The following is a 20,263-nucleotide window of genomic DNA, read 5'->3' as shown; positions in this document are numbered from 1 at the left end:
TCCTCATCGCTATGACGCTTGTGCTACGGGGGAAGGGTGATGTTGGTGCGAGCCGACCAGCGTCCTTACCAGATTGTCCGGATGCAGCGGCCGGTAGAATAGATAGCCCTGGCCATAGTCGATACCCATGGCGCGCAGGGTTGCGCATTCCTCCTCGGTCTCCACGCCCTCGGCAATGACCGTGCAGTTCATCTTGTGCGACAGCGTGGTGATGCTTTCGACCAGCATGCGGCTCTTGGCGCTGACATCGGACGCAGTATCGTTGATCGCGCGGATGAAGGATTGATCGATCTTGATAATGTCGACGGGGAAGCGATTGATATAGCTCAGCGACGAATAACCGGTGCCGAAATCGTCGAGCGCGATGCGGCAGCCGTAGCGGCAGATCTCGTTGATGACCATGCGCGTCTCCGGATTGTCATCCATGAGGACGGCCTCGGTGATTTCCACGACGATGCGCTGGGGTGCGATTTCGTAGCGCGCCAGCAGGGCCGCAATGCGCAGTGGCAATTCCTGCTCGAATTGCAGCGGCGAGAAGTTGATGGCGAGATAGGTGTCCTGCATGCCCTCGATCCGAGAGAGGCGAGCAAAATCGGCGATAGCCTTCTCCATGATGCGGTTGCCGATGCGAATGATGGAACCCGTCTCCTCCGCGACCTCGATGATGCGGCCAGGCGGCAGGATGCCTTTCTGCGGGTGATGCAGGCGCATCAGCGCCTCGAAACCGGCGATCGAGCGGTCGTCTATATTCACGACGGGCTGCAGATAAGCTTCGAACCAGTCTTCGCTGAGGCCGGTTTCGATATGGTTCTCCAGTTCGGCCCGGCGGCGGGAATCGTCCAGCATGCCGTTGTCGAAAATTTGTGCGCCGTTCTTGCCATCGCGTTTCTTGGCATACATGGCGATATCGGATTTCAGCAGCAGTTCGGCCGCGTTTGCGGCCTGACGCGGGTAGATCGCAATGCCGATGCTGGCGCTGAGGCGCGCGTCGCCGATGAAGGGTGCCTCGAAGGCCTCGGCAATAAGGGCCGCCATGTCGATCGCTCTTGCTTCCGCATTCTCGGCCAGCAGCAGCATGGCAAATTCGTCGCCGCCGAGGCGCGCGGCGATATCGCCCGGCGCCAGGCATTTCTGCAGGCGCGATACCAGTTCGCGCAGTGCCGCATCACCGGCAGCATGGCCCATATTGTCGTTGATCCACTTGAAGCGATCGAGATCGATGAAGAGGCAGGCGAGCTCACGCCTGCGCAGGTCGGCTTCATTGATCTTTGCGTCCAGCGCGCTCTCGAAGCCCTGGCGGTTGAGAAGGCCGGTCAGATGGTCGGTAATCGCCTGCCGCAGGTTACGGTCTTCCGACTGCTTGAGTTCGGTGACGTCGGTCATGACGGAGAGCGACAGACCGTCCTGGATCGCAGTTGTTTCGAGGATCAGGACATCCATGATCCGCCCATCCTGGCAAAGGAATTTCACCGTCACGGCGAGGCGGGCGGCACTGTCGGGGTTGCCGCGTTTGCGCTCTATATATTGCATGCGCGAATCCGGCAGAATCAGGCTTGCAAACTCGCGGCCGATCACCTCGGCGCGATCATAGCCTGTCGCCGCGAGCCAGTAGTCGCTGACGGCAGCGATGCAATCATTCTTGTCGAGCGAGAAAAGCATGGCGGGCGTCAGATTATAGGTGTCCGTCGCCCGGCGATGGGCCAGCTTCAGTTCGTTTTCCTCGCGCTGGAGTTTGCTCTGCATATCGTTGAAGCTGCTGGCAAGCCGACCCATTTCGTCGTTCGACTGCCAGTCGACATGATGACGCGAGCCGAGCCGCCGTGTCGCCTCGATGGCATGCGTCAGCCGCATCAGGGGCTGGATGACGAAGATACGATTGCCGATCAGCGCCGCGCCGAAGACCGTCAACACAGCGAAGATGAAGATGGAGATGAAGACGATCTCTTCGCTCTTCAGGCCGTCGAACAGGCCGAGTTGAGGATAATAGACCGTGATGGTGCCAAGCCGCTTCGCACCGTCGACGCCGTTGTAGATGATTGGCCGGTCAACGGACTCCAGATTGCCCTTGTAAGATTTCGGGATGGTCGATTGCGTGACGTCGAGCTGGCCGGAAAGATCGCGGACGTTGACACGGACGATCGCGCCTTCGGCAACGGTGGTCGCGCTGATCTGGGTGACGCTGTCTTCGTCGAGGTCCCATAGCGGCTTTGCGAGGGCCTGGGCATTAGCGACGAGGAGAACCGTTATGTGATCCTTGATTTCCTTTTCGGCGCGTTCGGACGACAGAAAAAGGAAAAGGACGAAGAGCGGCGCTACGAAAACCAGCAGCGCACCGCAAACGATCGCGAAAAACCTGTTTTCGACCGAATGGCTCATAGTTCCGTTAGCTCCCCGGTCATAGACCAGCGGATTTTGGGCGCGCCGCTTTCTACAACTCTTTCGCGTAGATTTTCATGAATCCGTTAAATGTTGCTGAAACTGTGGGGTTAATGGAAATCAACGATAGTATAGATCCAAGACGTTCTTATTTTTACTTTCTCTAATATTTATTCCCGGGCATGAAAAAACCCGCCGTCCCAAAAGGGAGGCGGGTCTCAAATGCTTCAGGTCGAAGATGCCAATCAGGCGCTGGCTTCTTCGCCGCCTTCTGCTTCGTCTTCAGCAAGGCCGGCTGCCGGAGCAACGATCGTTGCGATCGTGAAGTCGCGGTCAGCGATGACCGGGGTCACGTTCTTCGGCAGCTTGACAGCCGAGATGTGGATGCTGTCGCCGCTCTTCAGACCGGAGAGGTCAACGGTGAAGAATTCCGGGATCGCATCGGCCGGGCAATGAACTTCGACTTCGTGGCGAACGATGTTCAGCACGCCGCCAGCCTTGAGGCCCGGGGACTTCTCGTGGTTTTCGAAATGAACCGGGATTTCGACGGTGACCGCCGTGTTGCCGGAAACGCGCAGGAAGTCGACGTGAACCGTGAAGTCACGGACCGGATCGAGCTGGTAGTCCTTCGGCAGAACCTTGATCTTCTTGCCGTCGACGTCGATCGTTGCGATCGTCGTGAGGAAGCCGCCGGCGTGGATGCGCTTCGTCACCTCATTGGTGTTGAGAGCGATAGAAATGGGGGCCTGCTTGTCACCATAGATGACAGCGGGAATGAGACCATTGCGGCGAAGTTCACGGGCGGACCCCTTACCAACCCGTTCGCGCGCCTCGGCCTTGAGCTCGTAGCTTTCGTGGCTCATAGCTATTCCTTTCGAGGTTATTTGGAGAGTTCATTCGCTCGGTCATGCGCCGTATCGATTGAACTGGAGGAGGGCGTACCCTGCCTCATCCGCGTTGCCTCCAAGGGTGTCTACGCGGACGCGTGGCGTATAATACAAAGCGGCCAAAGGTGCAAGCACCCCCGGAATGCGAAGCCTTGTGGTGACATTGCAACTGCCGCGAACAAGCCTGAGGTGGCATGTCTATCAACGCCTTGACATATACCCTCGGCCCCATCAACAGTCGAATCCAATCGATTGGCGTCAGAAGGAGAGGTCGGGCATGCGTTCCAGAGCAATCGCCGCCGCGGTTTTTTCCATGGGTCTTGCTGGCGCATCACAGGCTGCCGACGTCAATGAGCAAGGCGCCAAGGAACTCCGCAACATCCTGACCCATTCGCTTTCGCAGGACCTTGCCCGCAGCGATTTCGTGACCGTCAAGCCGGCCGGCGATCAATATGAGATTACCTACGATCTCGCGAAATTCTTCGACAAGATCAATTCGAATGCGTTTTCGGTCACGGGTTTCAAGCCGCTCTCCCTCTTCGCACAGCCTGTCGAGCAGGGAAGGTGGCATCTGACGGGCGACAACAGCCTCGATGTCGCCCTGCATTCGCCGACCTCGGACATTGCCTATTCGATCGTTTCCAGCTCTTTCGACGGCATTTTTGACCCTACCATCGAAATGATGCGGTCGATGGGTATCAAGAGCAGTGGCGTGAAATTTTCGAGTGCCGGCAGCGGCCCGAAAAGCGGGCGCAAGATCGATGCGACAATCGACAGCGCCTCCTTTGCCCATACGGTTACCGACAGCAGCGAAGCCGGCAAGGTCGACCTGCAATTGCAAGGAACGCTGCAGCGCTTGCGTGAGCAGTTCACTGTGCGTCCGGACGCTTCGCCCATCATTTTTAGCGCCGATAGCGTCGATACCAATGTCACAGCGACAAGCCTGCCAGTGAAGGATCTGCGCGCGCTCATCCGTTTCTTCGTTCAGCACGTAAAGGCTAAGCAGCTGTCGCAAAGCGGCAGCGAGAAGTTCGAGCAGCTGGTCCATCAGGCCCTGCCGGTTTTCGGTTCGCTCGGCAAGACCGTGACCGTGAACAATGCGCTGGTGGCAACGGAGAGGGGCAAGGTCGGCGTCAAGCGCATCGACTATAGTTTCAAGATGGACGGTCTAACCAAGGCTTCGAACGTCAATCTCGAGCTTAGGGCCGAGCAGTTCACCCCCGATGCCGATCTCGTGCCGGCTGCCTTTACGCCCTTCCTGCCTGCGGCGCTGGACGTTCAGCTCGGCGTGCCCAATATCAACTTTGCCGGTCTCATCGATGCCGGGCTCGATTCGATTGCAACACGGGCGACGCCGGTTTCCGGCGAGGCTCTGAAACGCACGATGTTCCCGAGCGGCTACGGAACGCTGGAGTTCCCGAAGATCAGCGCAAAGTCTGACGTCTATGACGTCGAGGTTTCCGGCGCGCTGAAGGGCTCGACCAAGCCGCATTCCGGCATTTCGCTGCAGGCGACGATCCTGGCGCGCGACTTCGACAAGACGGTTGCAGCACTTCAGGAGGCCGCCAAGGCTCAGCCTCGTTTGAATAGCGTTTCTTTCAGCCTGCTGGCCGCCAAGGGTTTTGCCAAGACCGACCCGGACGGCCGTCTCCGCTGGGACATCACGATGGATGAAGACCGGACGGTGACGGTCAACGGACAGGTGATGAAGAAGCCTTGAGGTTTGAGGACAAGCCCATGTATCAGGGCGATGATAAAGTTCCATGCGAAAGGCCGCTCGGATCTTTCCAGATTTCCACGTTTCTTTTCCATCATATTTGGGGGTGAATTATGCGTTTCAAAGCGGTTGCCACGGCGGCTTTTCTCGCTGCCGGCGTGGCCGGCCTTGTGCAGGCGGCTGACGTCAGCGAGCAAGGTGCCAAGGATCTCTACGGCAATCTGACCTATTTCCTGCCTGATGATATCGCCAAGAGCGGTGCGATTTCGGTCAAGCCGGTCAGCACGCACTATGAAGTCACCTATGATGTGCAGAAGCTGCTCGACAAGTTGAACGTGAGCGATTTCGCCATCAGCGGCCTCAAGCCATTGATGATGCTGGCGACGCCGCTCGATAGCGGCCTCTGGAACATCGAAGGCAACAATGCCTTCGATATCACGGCGAAGTCCAAGCCCGGCAGCGGTCCCGACACCGAATTTCGCTATGCCCTGGCGTCATCGACCTTCCAGGGCGTGTTCGACCCTGCGCTTCACTATCTGCGTTCCATGGATATGAAGGGCAACGGCATCACCATCGCGACAAAGACCACCGACGCAGATAAGAGCGTCCAGAAGAATGACGCGACGGCCGACCGTATCGTCTATACCCTGTCATCGGCAGACAGCGGTGAGCCGGGCAGGCTCGATCTCAAGATGAACGGCAGCCTGCAATCGCTCTACGACAAGATTTCGGCCGACGATGCAACGCTCGGAGAAATCAAGATCGCGGCGATCGACTTCAACGCTGGCGCGACCAGGCTGCCGCTGAAGGCGGTGAATTCCCTGTTGCAGTTCGTCTCCGAACACAAGGATGAGAAGACGCTTTCCGATGCCGACAGCAAGGCGGTCAAGGCCCTGCTGATGGATGCGATGCCGATTGTCGGCTCCTTCGAGGAGTCCGTCGCGATCAAGGACATTGCGGTCACGACGCCATTCGGCAACGGCGGCCTGCAGAAGATGGGCTATTTCTTCAAGGTAGCCGGGCCAGCCAATGCCATGAACGCCGATTTCGGCCTGAATGCCGAGAAGCTTGCCCTGGAAACGGGCCTGATCCCTGAAGACTATGTCGCCTTCATTCCCGATACGGCCGATATACAGGTACAGGTGCCGAACCTGAATTTCTCCGCTCTGGCGGATGTGTTCCAGCAAGCCGATTTGAAGAACCCGGAGAGCGATAAAGCCCTGGACGAGAAGCTGCAGAAGGCCATGTTCCCCGACGGGACGATGACCATCAACTTCCCGAAGATCAGCGCCGTCTCAGGTCTTTATGATGTCGAGGCTTCGGGCAGTATGCGCGGCTGGCTGACTGAAAAGGACCGCGTCGCCATGAAGATGACGGTTCTTGCCCGCGATCTCGATAAGACGATCGCCGCCATCCAGGAGGCCGCAAAGACCAAGGAGGATCTGTCTCAGCTCTCCTTCGGCCTGATGATGGCCAAGGGCTTTGCCAAGACGGATGCCGATGGACGCTCGCGCTGGGATATCGATCTTTCCGACGACGGTCACGTGACGGTCAACGGGCAGGTCATGAAGTAAGCCACTCCGAAATCAGAATGCGATCATGTTCGTCCTGAAGCCGCTGAGCCAGCGCTCGATCTCTCTCTTATGGGCCGGCCAGGTGCTGGCGGCTACAGGCTCCGAATTCTACATGGTCGCAGTCGTCTGGATTGCGGCCGACTTCATCGGCCGCGATGCGGGATATGTCTCCGCATTGCAGTCCGGTGCGCTGCTGTTCGGCAGCCTGTTCGGCGGCATCGTCACGGATCGCTGGCGGCACAGCACGACGATGATTACTGCCGATCTGCTGCGTGCGGCTCTATTGCTGATGCTGTCCCTGGCAGGTCTTCTGCATCTGATGAGCCTGCCGCTGTTGATCGTGCTTGCCGGAAGCATCGCGTTGTTGACGTCGACGTTCGATCCGTCGCTGCAGGCGACTCTGCCGGTGATTGCCGTCGATGCCGAAGTCCGGCATGCGACCAACGGCTTGTTCGATGCCACCCGCCGCATGGCGCGTATTCTCGGCCCGAGCCTGATCGCGCTTGTGAATGGGCTCCTGCCGAAATCTCAGTTCTTCACGGTCACGGCTGCTACCTTCATATTGTCGGCGCTTGCCGTGTGGCTGGCGGTGGCGAAACTTCCAACGCCGCCGCGGCGCCGGGATTTCTCCGGAATGGCGGCCGTGGTGGACGGTGTTCTTGGTGGCTGGCGCGCAGCGCGGGGCCATGCGGCAATCCTCTATGGCCTCTTCACCAACCTGATGGGAAATGTTGCCTGGGCGATGGGCATCCTGCTCGGCATGATCCTGCATTTGCGCGAAACCAGCGTCAACCCGTTGACCGACTATAGCCTGATGATGACGGCCTACGGCATCGGCAACCTGACCACCAACCTGATCCTCGGCAGCGTCAAGCCGCGCCGGCCGGTGGTCTGGATCATCGTGGCGAAGCTCATTTTCGGATCTGGCGTTTTCCTGCTGCCGCTGATGCATGATCGGATCGGGTTGATGATCGTTGCCTGCTTTGCGGCGATCAACGGTCCCTTCGAGAACCTTGCCACGCTGCACCTGATGCAGACGCGCTGCGAGCCGCATCGTTTGGCGCAGGTCTATCGTCTATTAATGTGCGCCATATTCACCGGCCTGCTTCTGGCCTACCTGATGTCGCCAACCCTGTTTGCGTGGTTCGGCATCGGGCCTTCGATTATGGGATCGGGCGCGGCCGTCTTCATCTCGGGGCTGTTGGGCATTGGTCTGCTCGCATGGAAACAGGCGCATCCTGCGGGAGCAAAGGCCACCTGAGGCGGGCCTTAGGCTCAGTCGAACAGGCTTGAAACCGATTCTTCCTGGCTGGTGCGGTTGATGGCTTCGCCGATGAGGGTCGCCGTCGTGATAACGCGGATATTCGGCGCCGAAAGTACGGCGGTCGTCGGCTGGATGGAATCGGTAATTACCAGTTCCTTCAATTTCGAGTTTGCCACGCGGGTCACCGCGCCGCCGGAGAGAACGCCATGAGTGATATAGGCGGTAACGCTTGCCGCACCTTGTGCGAGCAGTGCTTCGGCAGCATTGCAAAGCGTGCCGCCGGAATCGACGATATCGTCGATCAGGATGCAATCCTTCCCGGCCACTTCGCCGATGATGTTCATCACTTCGGACTCACCCGGGCGGTCGCGGCGCTTGTCCACGATCGCCAACAGACAGTCAAGACGTTTTGCCAGGGCGCGGGCGCGCACGACACCGCCGACATCGGGCGAGACAACCATCACGTTGCCAATATCGTAATTCGCCTTGATATCGCGCGTCAGGATCGGAACCGCATAGAGATTGTCCGTGGGAATATCGAAGAAACCCTGGATCTGGCCGGCGTGCAGGTCGAGGGTCAGTACGCGGTCAGCGCCGGCCTCGGTGATCAGATTGGCCACCAGCTTGGCCGAGATCGGGGTGCGGCCCGAGGCGCGACGATCCTGGCGAGCATAGCCGAAATAGGGGATAACCGCGGTTATGCGCCGCGCCGACGAGCGGCGCATCGCATCGATCATGATCAGCAGTTCCATAAGATGATCGTTGGTCGGAAACGACGTCGGCTGCACGAGGAACACATCCTCGCCGCGTACATTTTCCTGGATCTCTACGAAAATCTCTTGGTCGGCGAACCGACGGACGCTAGCTCTTCCCAAGGGAACGTTGAGATAATTGCAGATCGCTTCGGCAAGATGCCGGTTCGAATTGCCTGCGAAAACCTTCATTGTGGCCCGCCTATTACCAACCTGATAGCCGCGCTTTTAACCGCCTTGCTCTCGAATGCAAGAGGGAGAGACACGTTAGCTTCATATTTCTGAAAAGCTTTTAGCTATCCACCGTTGGATTCGCGCCAGGAATTGAATTCCGACATGGTTTTGGTGGCAATTTTCTGCATGACCGTTGGAGGAACGGCCGACCAAGGGTCGCCACGCTTCAGAGGCGCGCTTTCTGAACCCTGGATGCGGTGGACACGGTTGCCGTTGCTATCAAGCACATCCCAAACGTAGGTCACGGAAATCTGCGGCCCGTCTTCAAAGGCGGAAAGATAGCCTTTGAGAATATAGGCGGCACTGGAATCGCTTGAGCTCTTGATCGTCAGGCCAAGCGAACGGGCGTCGGCACCAAGCTGGCGCGACAGCGGAGTGACGGCTTCCACGGGAGCGCCGATGATCGGCAGGAAGCGGACGCTGTTGCCGCCGGCCGCGGCCGTGGGCGGCAGCGACGCCTGTTGATCCGGCTGCTGCTGTTCCGGTTGAGGATCGTCTGCACTCTGTTGCTGCTGCTGTGACGGTGGGTCGTCCGACAGGCGCCGGTCGGCCTCGCGCTGTTCGTCGGCCTCCGAAAACTGATTGTTAGACGGAGCGATGGAGGCGGTCCGGGAGCCGTCGAGCGGGCGGGAGGCATATGGATTGCTGCCGCTCGACCTCAGCGCCGAGGCCTGCTCGTCGAGCGTGCCGCTCCCGCCGTAACTTTGCGGCTGATAGGCTTGCTGGGAGGTCTGCTGCCGATAACCGTAACTGTCCTGCGTGTCCTGATAGACCTGGCGGCGCTGGGGCGCTGAAGCCATGCGCTCGACGTCGCGCTGCGTGACCGGGCTGGAGCTGACATCACCGATGGCTTCGGGCGGCGTCAGGGCGTCCGTGGTATTGCAGGCGGAGAGCGCGAGGCAAAAGCCGGCGACAGTCAACGTTATCCTGACCAGTCCCATAGACGCGATCCTTTCTCCCGACGGTCTTACCGTCCAGGATCGCTATCTTACGCCCCTAACGGTTAAGAAATTCGAGAGGGTGGCGAGAAAGGGCTTTTGGCGCCTGTGAGGTCGTCAAATAGGTTTGTCCGAGGGTCATGGCGGTGCCGCTGTCGGAATCCATGATGATCATATGGACGAAGAGCGACATGTTCTCCTGGATCTCCAAGGGATTGCCCATATGAAACATTTCGTGCTCCATCCATGACGGCGAGAAGCGGGCGCCGAGAGAGTAGCCGCAGGCGTTCAGCCGGTGGCGGGCAAGGCCGCGCTCGTCCATGATCTTCGCATGCATGTCGAAGATGTCGCCGAAAGTATGCCCCGGCATCAGGATCGTTTCGATCGCCTGCAGGGTTTCCAGGCAGGCGCTGTAGAGCTCACGATGGCGATGGCTGGGAGTGCCGATGACGACCGTGCGCATCATAGCAGCGTGATAATGCGCATCCACACCGGCCCATTCGAGCGTCAACTGGTCATTGGCGTCGAGCTTGCGGCGGCCGGACTTATAGCGGCAGAGCAGGGCTTCCGCACCCGAGCCGATGATGAATGCGTTGGCGGGATAATCGCCTCCACCCGAAAAGACGGCGCCCTGCATGGCCGCGAGAATATCCGACTCGTCCGCGCCGGCCTTGACCACAGACAGGGCTGCGTCGAGGGCATCGTCGGCCAGTGCGGCGGCCCGTTCGACATGGGCGATTTCCGCCGGGCTCTTGGTCAGACGCAGACGACTGATAAGATAAGAGGCATCGATGATCTGTCCAAAGCTTGCAAGCTGATGATCGAGCAGGCGAGCGATGCGACCCGTCATGCCGTGAGTGTCGTATTCGACGCCGATACGGGCACCGAGCAGATCGAGATCGGACAAGAGCTCCTTGAGATCGAGCGTCGGATCGGCGTTGACGCGGTCGACCCATATGCGGATGTCGCTGATGACGGAGGTCAGCTGCGCCTGACGCAGATCGGCCGAGCGCGTCAGGAGCGTCAGCGACCCATCCGCCTTGACGACCAGCGTCTGGAAAAAGCAAAAGCCGAACGTGTCGTAGCCCGTCAGCCAATACATGCTTTCCTGTGCGAAGAGCAGCATGGCATCGAGCTTTTCTTCCTGCATTCTCGCCAGCAACCGTGCCAGACGAGCATCGAATTCGCTGCGTTCGAAATGCACGGCCATATCAAGCTGCCTTTCCGATGGCGATGGCGGAAATCTGCCGTCCGTAATCCGGCTCCTTCGCATGCGTCGTGCGCCGATAGGAGAAAAAGCGGTCAGGATCCGGATAGGTGCACAGGTTCAGGCTTTCGGCGGTGACTCCCGCCTTGCGCAGCCGATCGACCGTGAGGGACGGCAGATCGAACATGGCATGACCGTCGCGTTCCGAAGGGGCGAAATATTTGGCATAATCGGGATCATGAGTGATGAAGCGCTCGACGAATTCGGGACCTACCTCATAGCTCGCCTGGCTGATCGACGGGCCGAGGCAGGCAAGGATCGCTTCACGTCGCGCGCCAAGCGCTTCCATCGCATCGATGGTATTTTCCAGCACACCGGTCAGTGCGCCCTTCCACCCCGCATGAGCGGCGCCAATCACCCGATTTTCCGGATCGGCAAAAAGGATGGGGCCACAATCGGCGGCGAGGACGCCGATTGCGATGCCCGGTGTCGCCGTGACCATAGCATCGGCCTGCGGCCGGCTGCCATCGTAAGATGTGCCGATTGTCACGACATCGGGTGAATGGATCTGATGCACGGTAGCGAGCCGTTCGACGGGCAGACCGAACCAGCCGGCCACGCGGCGGCGGTTTTCCTGCACGTGCTCGCGATCGTCATGTGAACCCAAGCCCACGTTCAGCCCGCGATAAAGGCCTTCAGAAACGCCGCCGGCGCGGGTGAAATAGCCATGGCGAATGCCGGCAGCCTCGGCGGCGCTCAGCAGCGTGCTTGCAAGTGGTGTCGGCAACTGCAGTGTCCCTTGATGTCTTGGTTCAGCCTGTCGTGCGATGAATAACGCAGCCGCGGCGAAGCAGTTCGATTTGACTGGGATGTTGGCCCAGTCCGGCGCGCACTGTCAATGCGTAGGGATCGATGGTCACGTTTCAGCCGACGGGACGAAAGGGCAGGAGATCGATCGCCGGGCTGGAGACCGCCAGCACCTTGAAGAGCTCTCCCATCTTGCCTTCGCCGGCGCCGGCCAACCTTTCCACTGCGACACGGATATTCTCCTGGGTCGCCGCATCCTGGTCTCTGCCAAGGGCTGCCGCCCGCTCCAGCAGGCCGAGACCGACGAGGAAATCGCCCTGATGACAGCAGCCGTTGATGTGCATGCCGGAGGCGAGGGCGGTTTGCGCCAGATGCTGGAAATCCACATGGCTGGTGAGATCCGCTTCGCCCGGATGTTCCAGCGGCGGATCGTATTCATGCATGCGCACGGCCTGCAGCGTATCGCCGAAGCCTGTCGCCATGTGGCCGTAGTCGATGGCAAGCGCCGTGCCGCCGTGAGCGGCAAGCCTATCGCAGATCGTCGTCATAACGGCCTGACGGGCGGGTGCGATTTCGAAAATCGTACCGATCGGCGGCAGTCCGCCCTCTGGAAGAAGTGCAGGATCGAGCGTGGCGACGCCCGCCGTGAAGCTCAGCTCGTCGTTGGCGTCGAGGCCGACCGTGCGCTCGCGGAAGCCGTTGGCGGTGCGAACAAACTGGCGGATGGGAATGGCGTCGAAGAGTTCGTTGGCGGCGAGCAGGGTGAAACCTTCAGGCACCTCGCCGAAATCCGTATGCCAGGAGATTTTTGCGCCGTAGGCCTCAAGGGTCTGGCGCTGGAAGCCCTGCAGGCGCTCGCTGGTTTCGACGAGATGGACCGTCATGGCATCATAGAGCGGCGGGGCCAGCTTGCCGATGACGCGCAGCATGTCGGACATCATCGTGCCACGGCCCGGACCGATTTCGACAAGACGCACCTCGGCAGGAGTTCCATGTCGCTGCCAGGCATGCACCATGAAGACGCCGATCATCTCACCGAATAGCTGACTGACTTCGGGCGCGGTGACAAAGTCGCCGGATTGGCCGAAAGGTTCGCGCGTCTTGTAGTAACCATGCACCGGATCGGCGAGACACAGCGAAAAATAATCGGTGATGCTCAATGGCCCGTTGGTGCGGATGATGGCTTTGATTTTTTCCCCGAGCGCCGTCGTCATTCTATGCTTTCGCTAATGCGTGGCCCAGACAGACTGGGAGCGTCTGTCGAGAAGACCACGCGATATTGAACTCCACCTCAAGCCATCTGCCTTGCCGCTGCCTGACGGGCGCGGATAACGGCCCAAAGGCCTATCGCCACCATCGGAAGCGAAAGCACCATCCCCATCGTCAGCCAGTTCGTGCCGAGCAGATAACCGAGCTGCTCGTCAGGCTGACGGAAGAATTCGACAAAAATACGCGAGAAAGCGTAGCCGATGACAAAAATGCCGCTGACCGTGCCCGGTTTCTTCAGCGTCAGCGCCCAGCGCGTAAGCACAAAGAGGATAAGGAAGAGGATGATGCCTTCGATGCCGGCTTCATAAAGCTGACTCGGGTGCCGCGGGTCTGGGCCTGCAGGGCACACGCCGTTATGGGCGGCGATCACATGTGGGCTGCAGAAGACCATCGCCCAGGGAACATCCGTGACGCGACCCCAGAGCTCGCCATTGATGAAATTGGCGATACGGCCGAAGAAAAGCCCGATCGGGGCGACGGCGGCGACGATATCGAACAGGCTCCAGACGGGAATCTTGTTTCGCCTTGCGAACAAAATCATAGCGATGGTGGTGCCTATTAATCCGCCGTGGAAAGACATGCCGCCGTTCCAGACTTCGATGGCACGGATCGGATTGGCCAGGACCGGATCGAGATCGTAGAAAAGGATATAGCCGATGCGGCCGCCGAGAACGATGCCGAAGGCGACCCAGAGAATGAAGTCATCCAGATGCTGGCGCGTCATCGGTGCTGTATCGTTCAGCCAGAGCTTGCCATTGTCGACCAGCCGCCTGGCATAGAACCAGCCGAGCAGAATGCCGGCGACATAGGCAAGCCCGTACCAATGGACTGAAACCGGGCCGAGAGAAACGGCGACCGGATCGATATCCGGAAAAGGCAGGATGGCGGCGAGATTGGCGGATGTCAGCAAGATCGTCAGGCCCGTTGCAGCATGTTCCCGAAAGCACCGTGCCATTTCGGGGCAGGATCATGCTAAATATCCAAAATGTGCGCGGAACATGGCGTTCGCTGTCGAAACGGTCAAGTCGATTGTTGATCTCGCCGAGATGGCAGGTCCGGTTGTCCAGTCCTATCTCAATTTGCTTGCATCGGCCCCTTGGAAATCCTACCTCAGCACTATCTGGCCCATATCGATGCCTGACCGTTGAGGGCCGACGGCCGCAAGGAGATTGCCATGAGCACTGGACCGAACCGAATCTTGGATGAATTCGCCAAGCTGATGACCGATGCCGCCGGTGCTGCCCAGGGCGTGCGCCGCGAAATCGAGACCGCCTTCAATGCCCATGCCGAGCGCTGGCTGAACAGCATGGATATCGTCAAGCGCGAGGAATTCGAGGCCGTTCGCGAAATGGCGATCAAGGCGCGCGACGAAAACGAGGCACTGCTGGCAAGAATCGAAGCGCTCGAAGCCAAGCTCGCTTCAAAGGGCAAATAAGCCTGGACTTCTGTTTGCTGATCGGCGCGGCACCCGTTTGCCGTGCCTTTTTCCTCTGAAAATTTCCGCCAGTTTTTCCACCTGTGGACATAGGCAAAAAAGCCAATCGCCAGAGTCGGTTATGACTCCCTTCTGAATAGGCGTCGGAAGAGCTTTCCACAGTGCCGTTTCCAAAATCACCGTTCAGGGGCTGGCATGCCGGGCATGCCGCTATACACTGATTTTAAATGATGATTCGAAACGGACTTGGTAAGCCCCGGGCATGGTGGAAGCGTTAGTCTGGCAGCCGTTCAACATCATCCCGAGGATGTTTCCGGAGTAAAATTGTTTGCGTTCTTTCAGTGTCGAGCCACGGGAAAACTGCAACCGATCCGGTCAAGAAGGTGCTGCATGAGCCTTATGGAAATGGAAGCCGAACGACAATCGAATCCGGTCGACATGATCGAATTCGTTGCTGCCAACAACGACTGGTCGTTCGAACGGTCGGGCGAAGACGAAATCGCCATGACCGTCGAAGGGCGATGGACCGACTATCACGTCTCGTTCTCCTGGATGGAGGAATTCGAGGCGCTGCACATAGCCTGCGCATTCGATGTCAAGGTTCCGGACCCGCGCGTCAACGAGGTGATCAAGCTCTTGTCCTGCATCAACGGGCAGGTGCTGATGGGCCACTTCGATCTGTGGCGTCAGGAAGACATCGTCATCTTCCGTCAATCGCTGCTCTTGTCGGGCGGGGCGGAACCCACGAACAGGCAGGTGGAAGTGCTGCTTTCCAACGCGCTTGACACATGCGAGGCTTACTATCAGGCTTTCCAATTTGTCGTATGGTCCGGGCTCGATGCAAACCGAGCCATGGAAGCCGTACTCTTCGAAACGGTAGGCGAAGCGTGACATGACAGGTGAACAATCCGCCAATGCATTTGCGTCCTCCGGGCCGATCGTTCTGATCGGCGCGGGCAATATGGGGGGCGCATTGCTGACGGGGTGGCTGAAAAACGGCGTGCCGGGCTCTTCGGTCGTTGTCGTCGATCCCAATCCGGCCGAAGCGATGCGGAAAATGATTGCGGATGCGGGCGCAAGCCATGTCACCGAAGTTCCGAAAGGCTTGACGGCGGGCGTTCTCTTCATCGCCGTCAAGCCGCAACTCATGGACGCGGTTCTGCCGCCGTTCAAACCGCTCGTCGGAGAGACGACCGTCGTCGTCTCCATTGCGGCCGGCAAGACGCTCTCTGCGCTTGAGACGCATCTGGGAGACGCGGCCATGGTACGCGCCATGCCGAATACGCCCGCCATGGTCGGGCGCGGCGTGACCGGCGCTTTTGCCAATGCGCGCGTAAGCGATCGCCAGCGGCAGCTGGTCCAGAACCTGTTGAAGGTATCCGGTCCGGTCGAATGGGTGCCTGGCGAAGCCGATATCGATTCGGTGACTGCGGTTTCGGGCAGCGGGCCTGCCTATGTTTTCTATCTCGTGGAGTGCATGGCGGAGGCGGGCCGAAAGCTTGGCCTGCAGGCGGACCTCGCCATGCGGCTCGCACGGGAAACCGTCGCGGGGGCTGGTGAATTGTTGCACCAGTCTCCCGACGACGCTTCGCGTCTGCGCCAGAATGTGACGTCTCCCGGCGGAACGACTGCAGCGGCGCTCGGCGTGCTAATGGCGGAAGACGGCATGCAGCCATTGTTCGATGCGGCTCTGGAAGCAGCGCGCAAGCGGGCGCAAGAGCTGGCAGGCTAACAATTTCAGGAAAAGTGCATAGCGGTTTTCCGCCTGGAATTGCATAAAAGCCAAGAGCTGGAACGGTTTAGCCGTTCTGCGAAGCGCTAAAGCGTTCCAGGTTTTCGATAAAGGACAGGGCATGACGGAAGAGATCACCTATGGCGATTTCGAGCGGGTGGATATCCGCGTCGGAACGATCATTGAAGCGGAGACTTTTCCGGAAGCACGCAAGCCTGCTTACAAGCTCAGAATCGATTTCGGGCCGGAGATCGGCATCAAGCGTTCCTCCGCACAGATCACCGTACATTATACGCCGGAATCTCTTATCGGCCGGCAGGTGTTGGCCGTGGTCAATTTCCCGCCACGCCAGATCGGACCGGTGCGTTCCGAAGTGCTGACGCTCGGTTTCGAGGATGAGTCCGGCGCAATCGTTCTCGCTGCGGTGACCCAGCCGGTGCCGAACGGTAAGAAGATGATGTGAGCTGTATCCCTTTCGCAATCGAAGGGAAGTGCCCTCAGTGGATGTCCCTCGATAGCGGGTCGCTCAGGCTGAAATCGAGAAATTCCGCTTCGAAGCCTTCGCGTTGCGGCGAACAGAAGGCGGGACCGACCGACACTTCCTCCAGCATCGGATCGAACCAGGCGAGCCTCGCCATGCGCCACTCGCTCATGCAGTCGCTGCGGTATTGGATGAAGAGGGCATCGCCGTTGCGCGTGACCCGTGCCGACATGGCATCGAATTCATGATCGAGCCGGAAGGCCGACCAGTCGGAATTGCCATTGGTGACGACGACGCTGAAATGCCTGGCGCCGTCGGTATATTCGATCCCGCATTTCATCCAGTGCCTGGCATCGTGGCGGATCATCAGGCCGGCTTGATCGTAAAGCTCGCGATAGTGGCCGACAAAGGTGACTGCTGCTGTGAAATCGCCACGGCGCGGCGTGCCGAGAAAATGACCGTTGTCGCGATGGAAGCCGTAATAGGTCTCCTGCCAGAAATCGGTCTTGTCGCCGGAACGGACAAACAATCGTCCTTGGTTCACCTCCCACATCGGCGGCGCATTCAGCCAGTGCATGCCATCGATATCGATCGCCATGTGACGCCTCCTCAGGCAGGAATGCGGATAGTGGCGCGCAGGCCGCCGAGCGGGCTGTCGCCAAGCGTGACGTTGCCGCCATGGCTGCGGGCGATGTCGCGCGCGATGGCAAGGCCGAGGCCTGTGCCCGACTTGTCGAGATTGCGGGCCGAATCCAGCCGGAAGAACGGTTTGAAGACGTCATCGCGCGCCGCGGCTGGAATGCCGGGGCCATCATCATCGAAGATGATCGTCAGCCATTTGGCACTGTGCCTTGCCTCGATACGTAGGCTGTTGGCATAGCGCCGGGCGTTCGTGGCAAGGTTCGTCACCAGGCGGGTAAAGGCATTCGGCCGGACGGAGATTTGATCGTCACCGTCGATGGAGAAGCTCATGGATTTACCGTGCAGCGTGAAGTCCTGCTGGATCTTCTCGAAGATATCGCTGAGCTTGAACTGACCGACATCTTCTTCTGCCTCGCCGCGTGCGAAGGCCATATAGCCCTCTAGCATGCTTTGCATGTCCTCCACATCTTCGCTAAGGCCGGCAAGATCCGGATTTTCACCGACAAGGGCAAGCTGCAGCTTGAAGCGGGTCAGAACGGTTCGCAGGTCATGGCTGACGCCGGAGAGCATCGCCGTGCGCTGCTCGATCTGCCGTTCGATGCGCTCGCGCATCAGAATGAAGGCGAGACCGGCGCGGCGTATTTCGTCGGCGCCCCGAGGGGAATAGTTTTCCAGTCGCTGTCCTTTGCCGAAGCTTTCCGCGGCCTGAGCGAGAGCCAGGATCGGACGGATCTGGCCGCGCAGGAACAGGACGGCGATGCCGATCAGCACCAGTGAGGTGCCGACCATCCACAGGATGAAGATATGGGTATTGGAGGCATAAGTCTGGCTGCGCTTGGCGAAGACGCGCAGCACCTTGTCGGGCAGTTTGATGCGGATTTCGACCAGGCTGGAGTTGCCGACCGTATCGATCCAGAAGGGCAGGTTGATCTGATCTCGGATCTCGTCGCTCAGAATGCCGTCGAGGATCGAAAAGAACGGTTTTTCGGCGGGCGGCGGCAGCTCGCCACCCGGTTCGATCGAAATGGCGAGATCGAGCTTCTGGCGTGCCATTTGGGTGATGGCGGAATAGTCGGCATCCTGCGGATAGGTCTGGATGATGGTGATGATGGCGGCGATGTCGCGCGTTGTCGCCATCGACAGGCGCTGGGTCACCATCTGCCAGTGGCGCTCCATGAAGACGACGGTAACCACCGCCTGCAGGATGATCATCGGCAGAATGAAGATCAGCAATGAGCGGGCATAGAGGCCGGTCGGCAGGATATAGCGACGCATCCAGCGCGAAAGCCACCGCAATCCGTTGGACGGCGTGTGATCCTGGTCGCGTCTGATCGAATCGAATGTCACCATCACCTGGTCCCGCGGAGCCGATCTCAGTCTATGCTAAGGCGGTAGCCGATGCCACGCACCGTCTGCAGCCAGATAGGGTTGGCCGGGTCGTCTTCAATCTTTCGGCGCAGCCGGTTGATCTGCACATCGATCGTTCGTTCGCCCACCTCTGCGTCATTGCCGATGAGCTCGTGACGCGGGATCGTCTCTCCGGCACGCTTGGCAAACAACAGCATGATTTCCTGCTCGCGGTCGGTAAGCCGGATGAGTTCCGCCGCCTTCTTCAGCTCCTTGCGGGTGAGCGAAAACGTGTAAGGTCCGAACATCACAAGCTCGATCTTCGGGGAATCGGCGGGCGCGTTGCGGCGAAGGATATTGTTGACGCGCAATACCAGCTCACGCGGGTCGAAGGGCTTTGGCAGATAGTCGTCCGCGCCGGCCTCAAGGCCTGCTATACGGGAATCGGCTTCAGCCAGTGCCGTCAACATGATGATCGGAATGTTCTTGATCGCCCGCAGGCTCGACGTCAGCGCGATGCCGGATTCGCCGGGCATCATCACATCCATGATGATGAGGTCGAAGTCGAGCCCTTCCAGCTTGCGGCGGGCTTCGGCGCCATCGGCGGCAGACGTGACGCGAAAACCTTTCTCCATGAGATAACGGTTGAGGAGGGCACGGATACGTGTGTCGTCGTCCACCACCAAAAGATGTGCTGCGTCATCCGAGATTGCTGCTTTTGTCGTCATTCGGTCTGTCTCGATCCTGTCCTACCCATCGATTGCATTGAGGCACTCCGCACCGGCACCGCGGGCTGAATCGCCGTCATTTCCCCGTCTGCATTCCCCTCAGGAAACGCTTCACGCTTTCGCGCGTCGCTTCCGACGCGCCTTCGAATGCCCTTTCAATGCGGCGCGATTGCGGCTCGGCCAGTGCCAGCGCCAGATCGCGGCCGGCTTGCGTCGGATACAGCTTGCGCTGCCGCCGGTCCTCCGGACCTGCGACCTGGCGAATATAACCCGAATCGATCAATTGTTTGAGAACCCGCGCCAAACTCTGTTTGGTGATCTGCAATGTTTCCAGAAGGTCCGCAACCGTCATGCCTGGTTCGCGGTTAACGAAATGGACGACACGATGATGGGCCCGGCCGAAACCGCTCTTGACGAGGATCTGGTCCGGATCGGAGACAAAATCACGGTAGGCGAAGAAAAGCAGCTCGATAATCTCGAAATCGATGCTTCCCGCGTTCTGCATCGGTGTGCCCAGCAGCTCCGTTTTTGCCGCATTCTGGCTCATCTGTCGTGGCACCGTGACATTTCCTTTCCTATTATGGAGCATCCGGGAAACTTCCGCAAAAATATGTCAGCTCTGTTGACGCATTTCTACGTCGTTGCCCGCTTTCGCACAATGCCGTGCGGCCCGAACGGGCTGCCCTATCGGGAAATTAAGCGCGGTCCCGCAAAAACTCCAACATATCCTGTATATTAATCCGTCGCCACAGGGGCAGAATATGGCCGATAGCGATCATGCCTTGAGGTGGCGAGATTGTTAGAGAACAATGGAGCGAGAAGCAGGCGCCCTTGCTGAAGGTCGCGCATGTCCGGCCGTCGAACGGCAACCAT

At 59.2% G+C, this 20,263-nt stretch carries 19 protein-coding genes; 7 read left to right on the top strand and 12 right to left on the bottom strand.

All coding sequences use genetic code 11. The features are described from left to right. Nucleotides 1-9 precede the first annotated feature (9 nt). Both AC13QY_RS10200 and AC13QY_RS10195 read right to left on the bottom strand, forming a co-directional pair. Nucleotides 10-2,376, bottom strand: coding sequence for an EAL domain-containing protein (locus AC13QY_RS10200; RefSeq protein ID WP_113351853.1), 2,367 nt, complete (start codon nt 2,374-2,376; stop codon nt 10-12). A 245-nt stretch (nt 2,377-2,621) separates the two neighbouring features. Continuing rightward, entirely contained in the window at nt 2,622-3,239 is a 618-nt protein-coding gene (locus AC13QY_RS10195) for a 50S ribosomal protein L25/general stress protein Ctc (RefSeq protein WP_113332245.1), read from the bottom strand. A 301-nt stretch (nt 3,240-3,540) separates the two neighbouring features. On the opposite strand from AC13QY_RS10195, the gene AC13QY_RS10190 reads away from it, so the two are divergent. The 3 genes from AC13QY_RS10190 to AC13QY_RS10180 all read left to right on the top strand — a co-directional run bounded on the left by AC13QY_RS10190 (nt 3,541) and on the right by AC13QY_RS10180 (nt 7,815). Next, nucleotides 3,541-4,983, top strand: coding sequence for a hypothetical protein (locus AC13QY_RS10190; RefSeq protein WP_269244964.1), 1,443 nt, complete (start codon nt 3,541-3,543; stop codon nt 4,981-4,983). 110 nt (nt 4,984-5,093) lie between these two features. After that, nucleotides 5,094-6,554 carry a hypothetical protein gene (locus tag AC13QY_RS10185; RefSeq protein WP_113351855.1) on the top strand — a complete coding sequence of 487 codons (1,461 nt, stop codon included), beginning with the start codon at nt 5,094-5,096 and terminating at the stop codon, nt 6,552-6,554. Nucleotides 6,555-6,579: 25 nt separating this feature from the next. Beyond that, nucleotides 6,580-7,815, top strand: coding sequence for an MFS transporter (locus AC13QY_RS10180; RefSeq protein ID WP_113351856.1), 1,236 nt, complete (start codon nt 6,580-6,582; stop codon nt 7,813-7,815). Between the two features lie 14 nt (nt 7,816-7,829). On the opposite strand, the gene AC13QY_RS10175 is transcribed toward AC13QY_RS10180, so the two are convergent. The 6 genes from AC13QY_RS10175 to lgt all read right to left on the bottom strand — a co-directional run bounded on the left by AC13QY_RS10175 (nt 7,830) and on the right by lgt (nt 13,935). Then, nucleotides 7,830-8,762 carry a ribose-phosphate pyrophosphokinase gene (locus AC13QY_RS10175; RefSeq protein ID WP_069612657.1) on the bottom strand — a complete coding sequence of 311 codons (933 nt, stop codon included), beginning with the start codon at nt 8,760-8,762 and terminating at the stop codon, nt 7,830-7,832. 104 nt (nt 8,763-8,866) lie between these two features. Continuing rightward, complete coding sequence (locus AC13QY_RS10170) at nt 8,867-9,745, bottom strand: hypothetical protein (RefSeq protein WP_113351857.1); 879 nt, start codon at nt 9,743-9,745, stop codon at nt 8,867-8,869. Nucleotides 9,746-9,800: 55 nt separating this feature from the next. Then, entirely contained in the window at nt 9,801-10,952 is a 1,152-nt protein-coding gene (locus AC13QY_RS10165) for a M24 family metallopeptidase (RefSeq protein ID WP_488493428.1), read from the bottom strand. Between the two features lies 1 nt (nt 10,953). Next, nucleotides 10,954-11,736, bottom strand: a complete 783-nt coding sequence (pgeF, locus tag AC13QY_RS10160; RefSeq protein ID WP_488493427.1) for a peptidoglycan editing factor PgeF — start codon at nt 11,734-11,736, stop codon at nt 10,954-10,956. Nucleotides 11,737-11,872: 136 nt separating this feature from the next. Further along, a complete protein-coding gene (locus tag AC13QY_RS10155) occupies nt 11,873-12,970 on the bottom strand; it encodes a class I SAM-dependent methyltransferase (protein WP_488493426.1) in 1,098 nt (365 codons plus the stop codon). Between the two features lie 77 nt (nt 12,971-13,047). After that, the gene (lgt, locus tag AC13QY_RS10150; RefSeq protein ID WP_069612854.1) at nt 13,048-13,935 is read right to left on the bottom strand and encodes a prolipoprotein diacylglyceryl transferase; all 888 of its coding nucleotides are present in this window, start codon (nt 13,933-13,935) and stop codon (nt 13,048-13,050) included. Nucleotides 13,936-14,199: 264 nt separating this feature from the next. On the opposite strand from lgt, the gene AC13QY_RS10145 reads away from it, so the two are divergent. The 4 genes from AC13QY_RS10145 to AC13QY_RS10130 all read left to right on the top strand — a co-directional run bounded on the left by AC13QY_RS10145 (nt 14,200) and on the right by AC13QY_RS10130 (nt 16,655). Next, nucleotides 14,200-14,460: an accessory factor UbiK family protein gene (locus tag AC13QY_RS10145; protein ID WP_069612652.1), complete on the top strand. Its 261-nt coding sequence runs from the start codon at nt 14,200-14,202 to the stop codon at nt 14,458-14,460. Nucleotides 14,461-14,850: 390 nt separating this feature from the next. After that, nucleotides 14,851-15,351: a type III secretion system chaperone family protein gene (locus tag AC13QY_RS10140; RefSeq protein ID WP_069612651.1), complete on the top strand. Its 501-nt coding sequence runs from the start codon at nt 14,851-14,853 to the stop codon at nt 15,349-15,351. 1 nt (nt 15,352) lies between these two features. Then, a complete protein-coding gene (proC, locus tag AC13QY_RS10135; protein ID WP_113388924.1) occupies nt 15,353-16,192 on the top strand; it encodes a pyrroline-5-carboxylate reductase in 840 nt (279 codons plus the stop codon). 121 nt (nt 16,193-16,313) lie between these two features. After that, complete coding sequence (locus AC13QY_RS10130; protein WP_152096218.1) at nt 16,314-16,655, top strand: tRNA-binding protein; 342 nt, start codon at nt 16,314-16,316, stop codon at nt 16,653-16,655. A 34-nt stretch (nt 16,656-16,689) separates the two neighbouring features. On the opposite strand, the gene AC13QY_RS10125 is transcribed toward AC13QY_RS10130, so the two are convergent. The 4 genes from AC13QY_RS10125 to AC13QY_RS10110 all read right to left on the bottom strand — a co-directional run bounded on the left by AC13QY_RS10125 (nt 16,690) and on the right by AC13QY_RS10110 (nt 19,937). Continuing rightward, the gene (locus AC13QY_RS10125) at nt 16,690-17,271 is read right to left on the bottom strand and encodes a DUF1349 domain-containing protein (RefSeq protein ID WP_488493425.1); all 582 of its coding nucleotides are present in this window, start codon (nt 17,269-17,271) and stop codon (nt 16,690-16,692) included. Between the two features lie 11 nt (nt 17,272-17,282). Beyond that, nucleotides 17,283-18,665: an ATP-binding protein gene (locus AC13QY_RS10120; protein WP_069612647.1), complete on the bottom strand. Its 1,383-nt coding sequence runs from the start codon at nt 18,663-18,665 to the stop codon at nt 17,283-17,285. 23 nt (nt 18,666-18,688) lie between these two features. Beyond that, nucleotides 18,689-19,390 carry a response regulator gene (locus tag AC13QY_RS10115; protein ID WP_069612646.1) on the bottom strand — a complete coding sequence of 234 codons (702 nt, stop codon included), beginning with the start codon at nt 19,388-19,390 and terminating at the stop codon, nt 18,689-18,691. Nucleotides 19,391-19,466: 76 nt separating this feature from the next. After that, nucleotides 19,467-19,937, bottom strand: a complete 471-nt coding sequence (locus tag AC13QY_RS10110) for a MarR family winged helix-turn-helix transcriptional regulator (protein WP_173004631.1) — start codon at nt 19,935-19,937, stop codon at nt 19,467-19,469. Nucleotides 19,938-20,263 lie beyond the last annotated feature (326 nt).

The organism is Martinezella sp. CNPSo 3795 (genome assembly GCF_057784475.1).
Note: the sequence above shows the minus strand (reverse complement) of the source record. Positions and strands in the feature narration are given on the sequence as shown.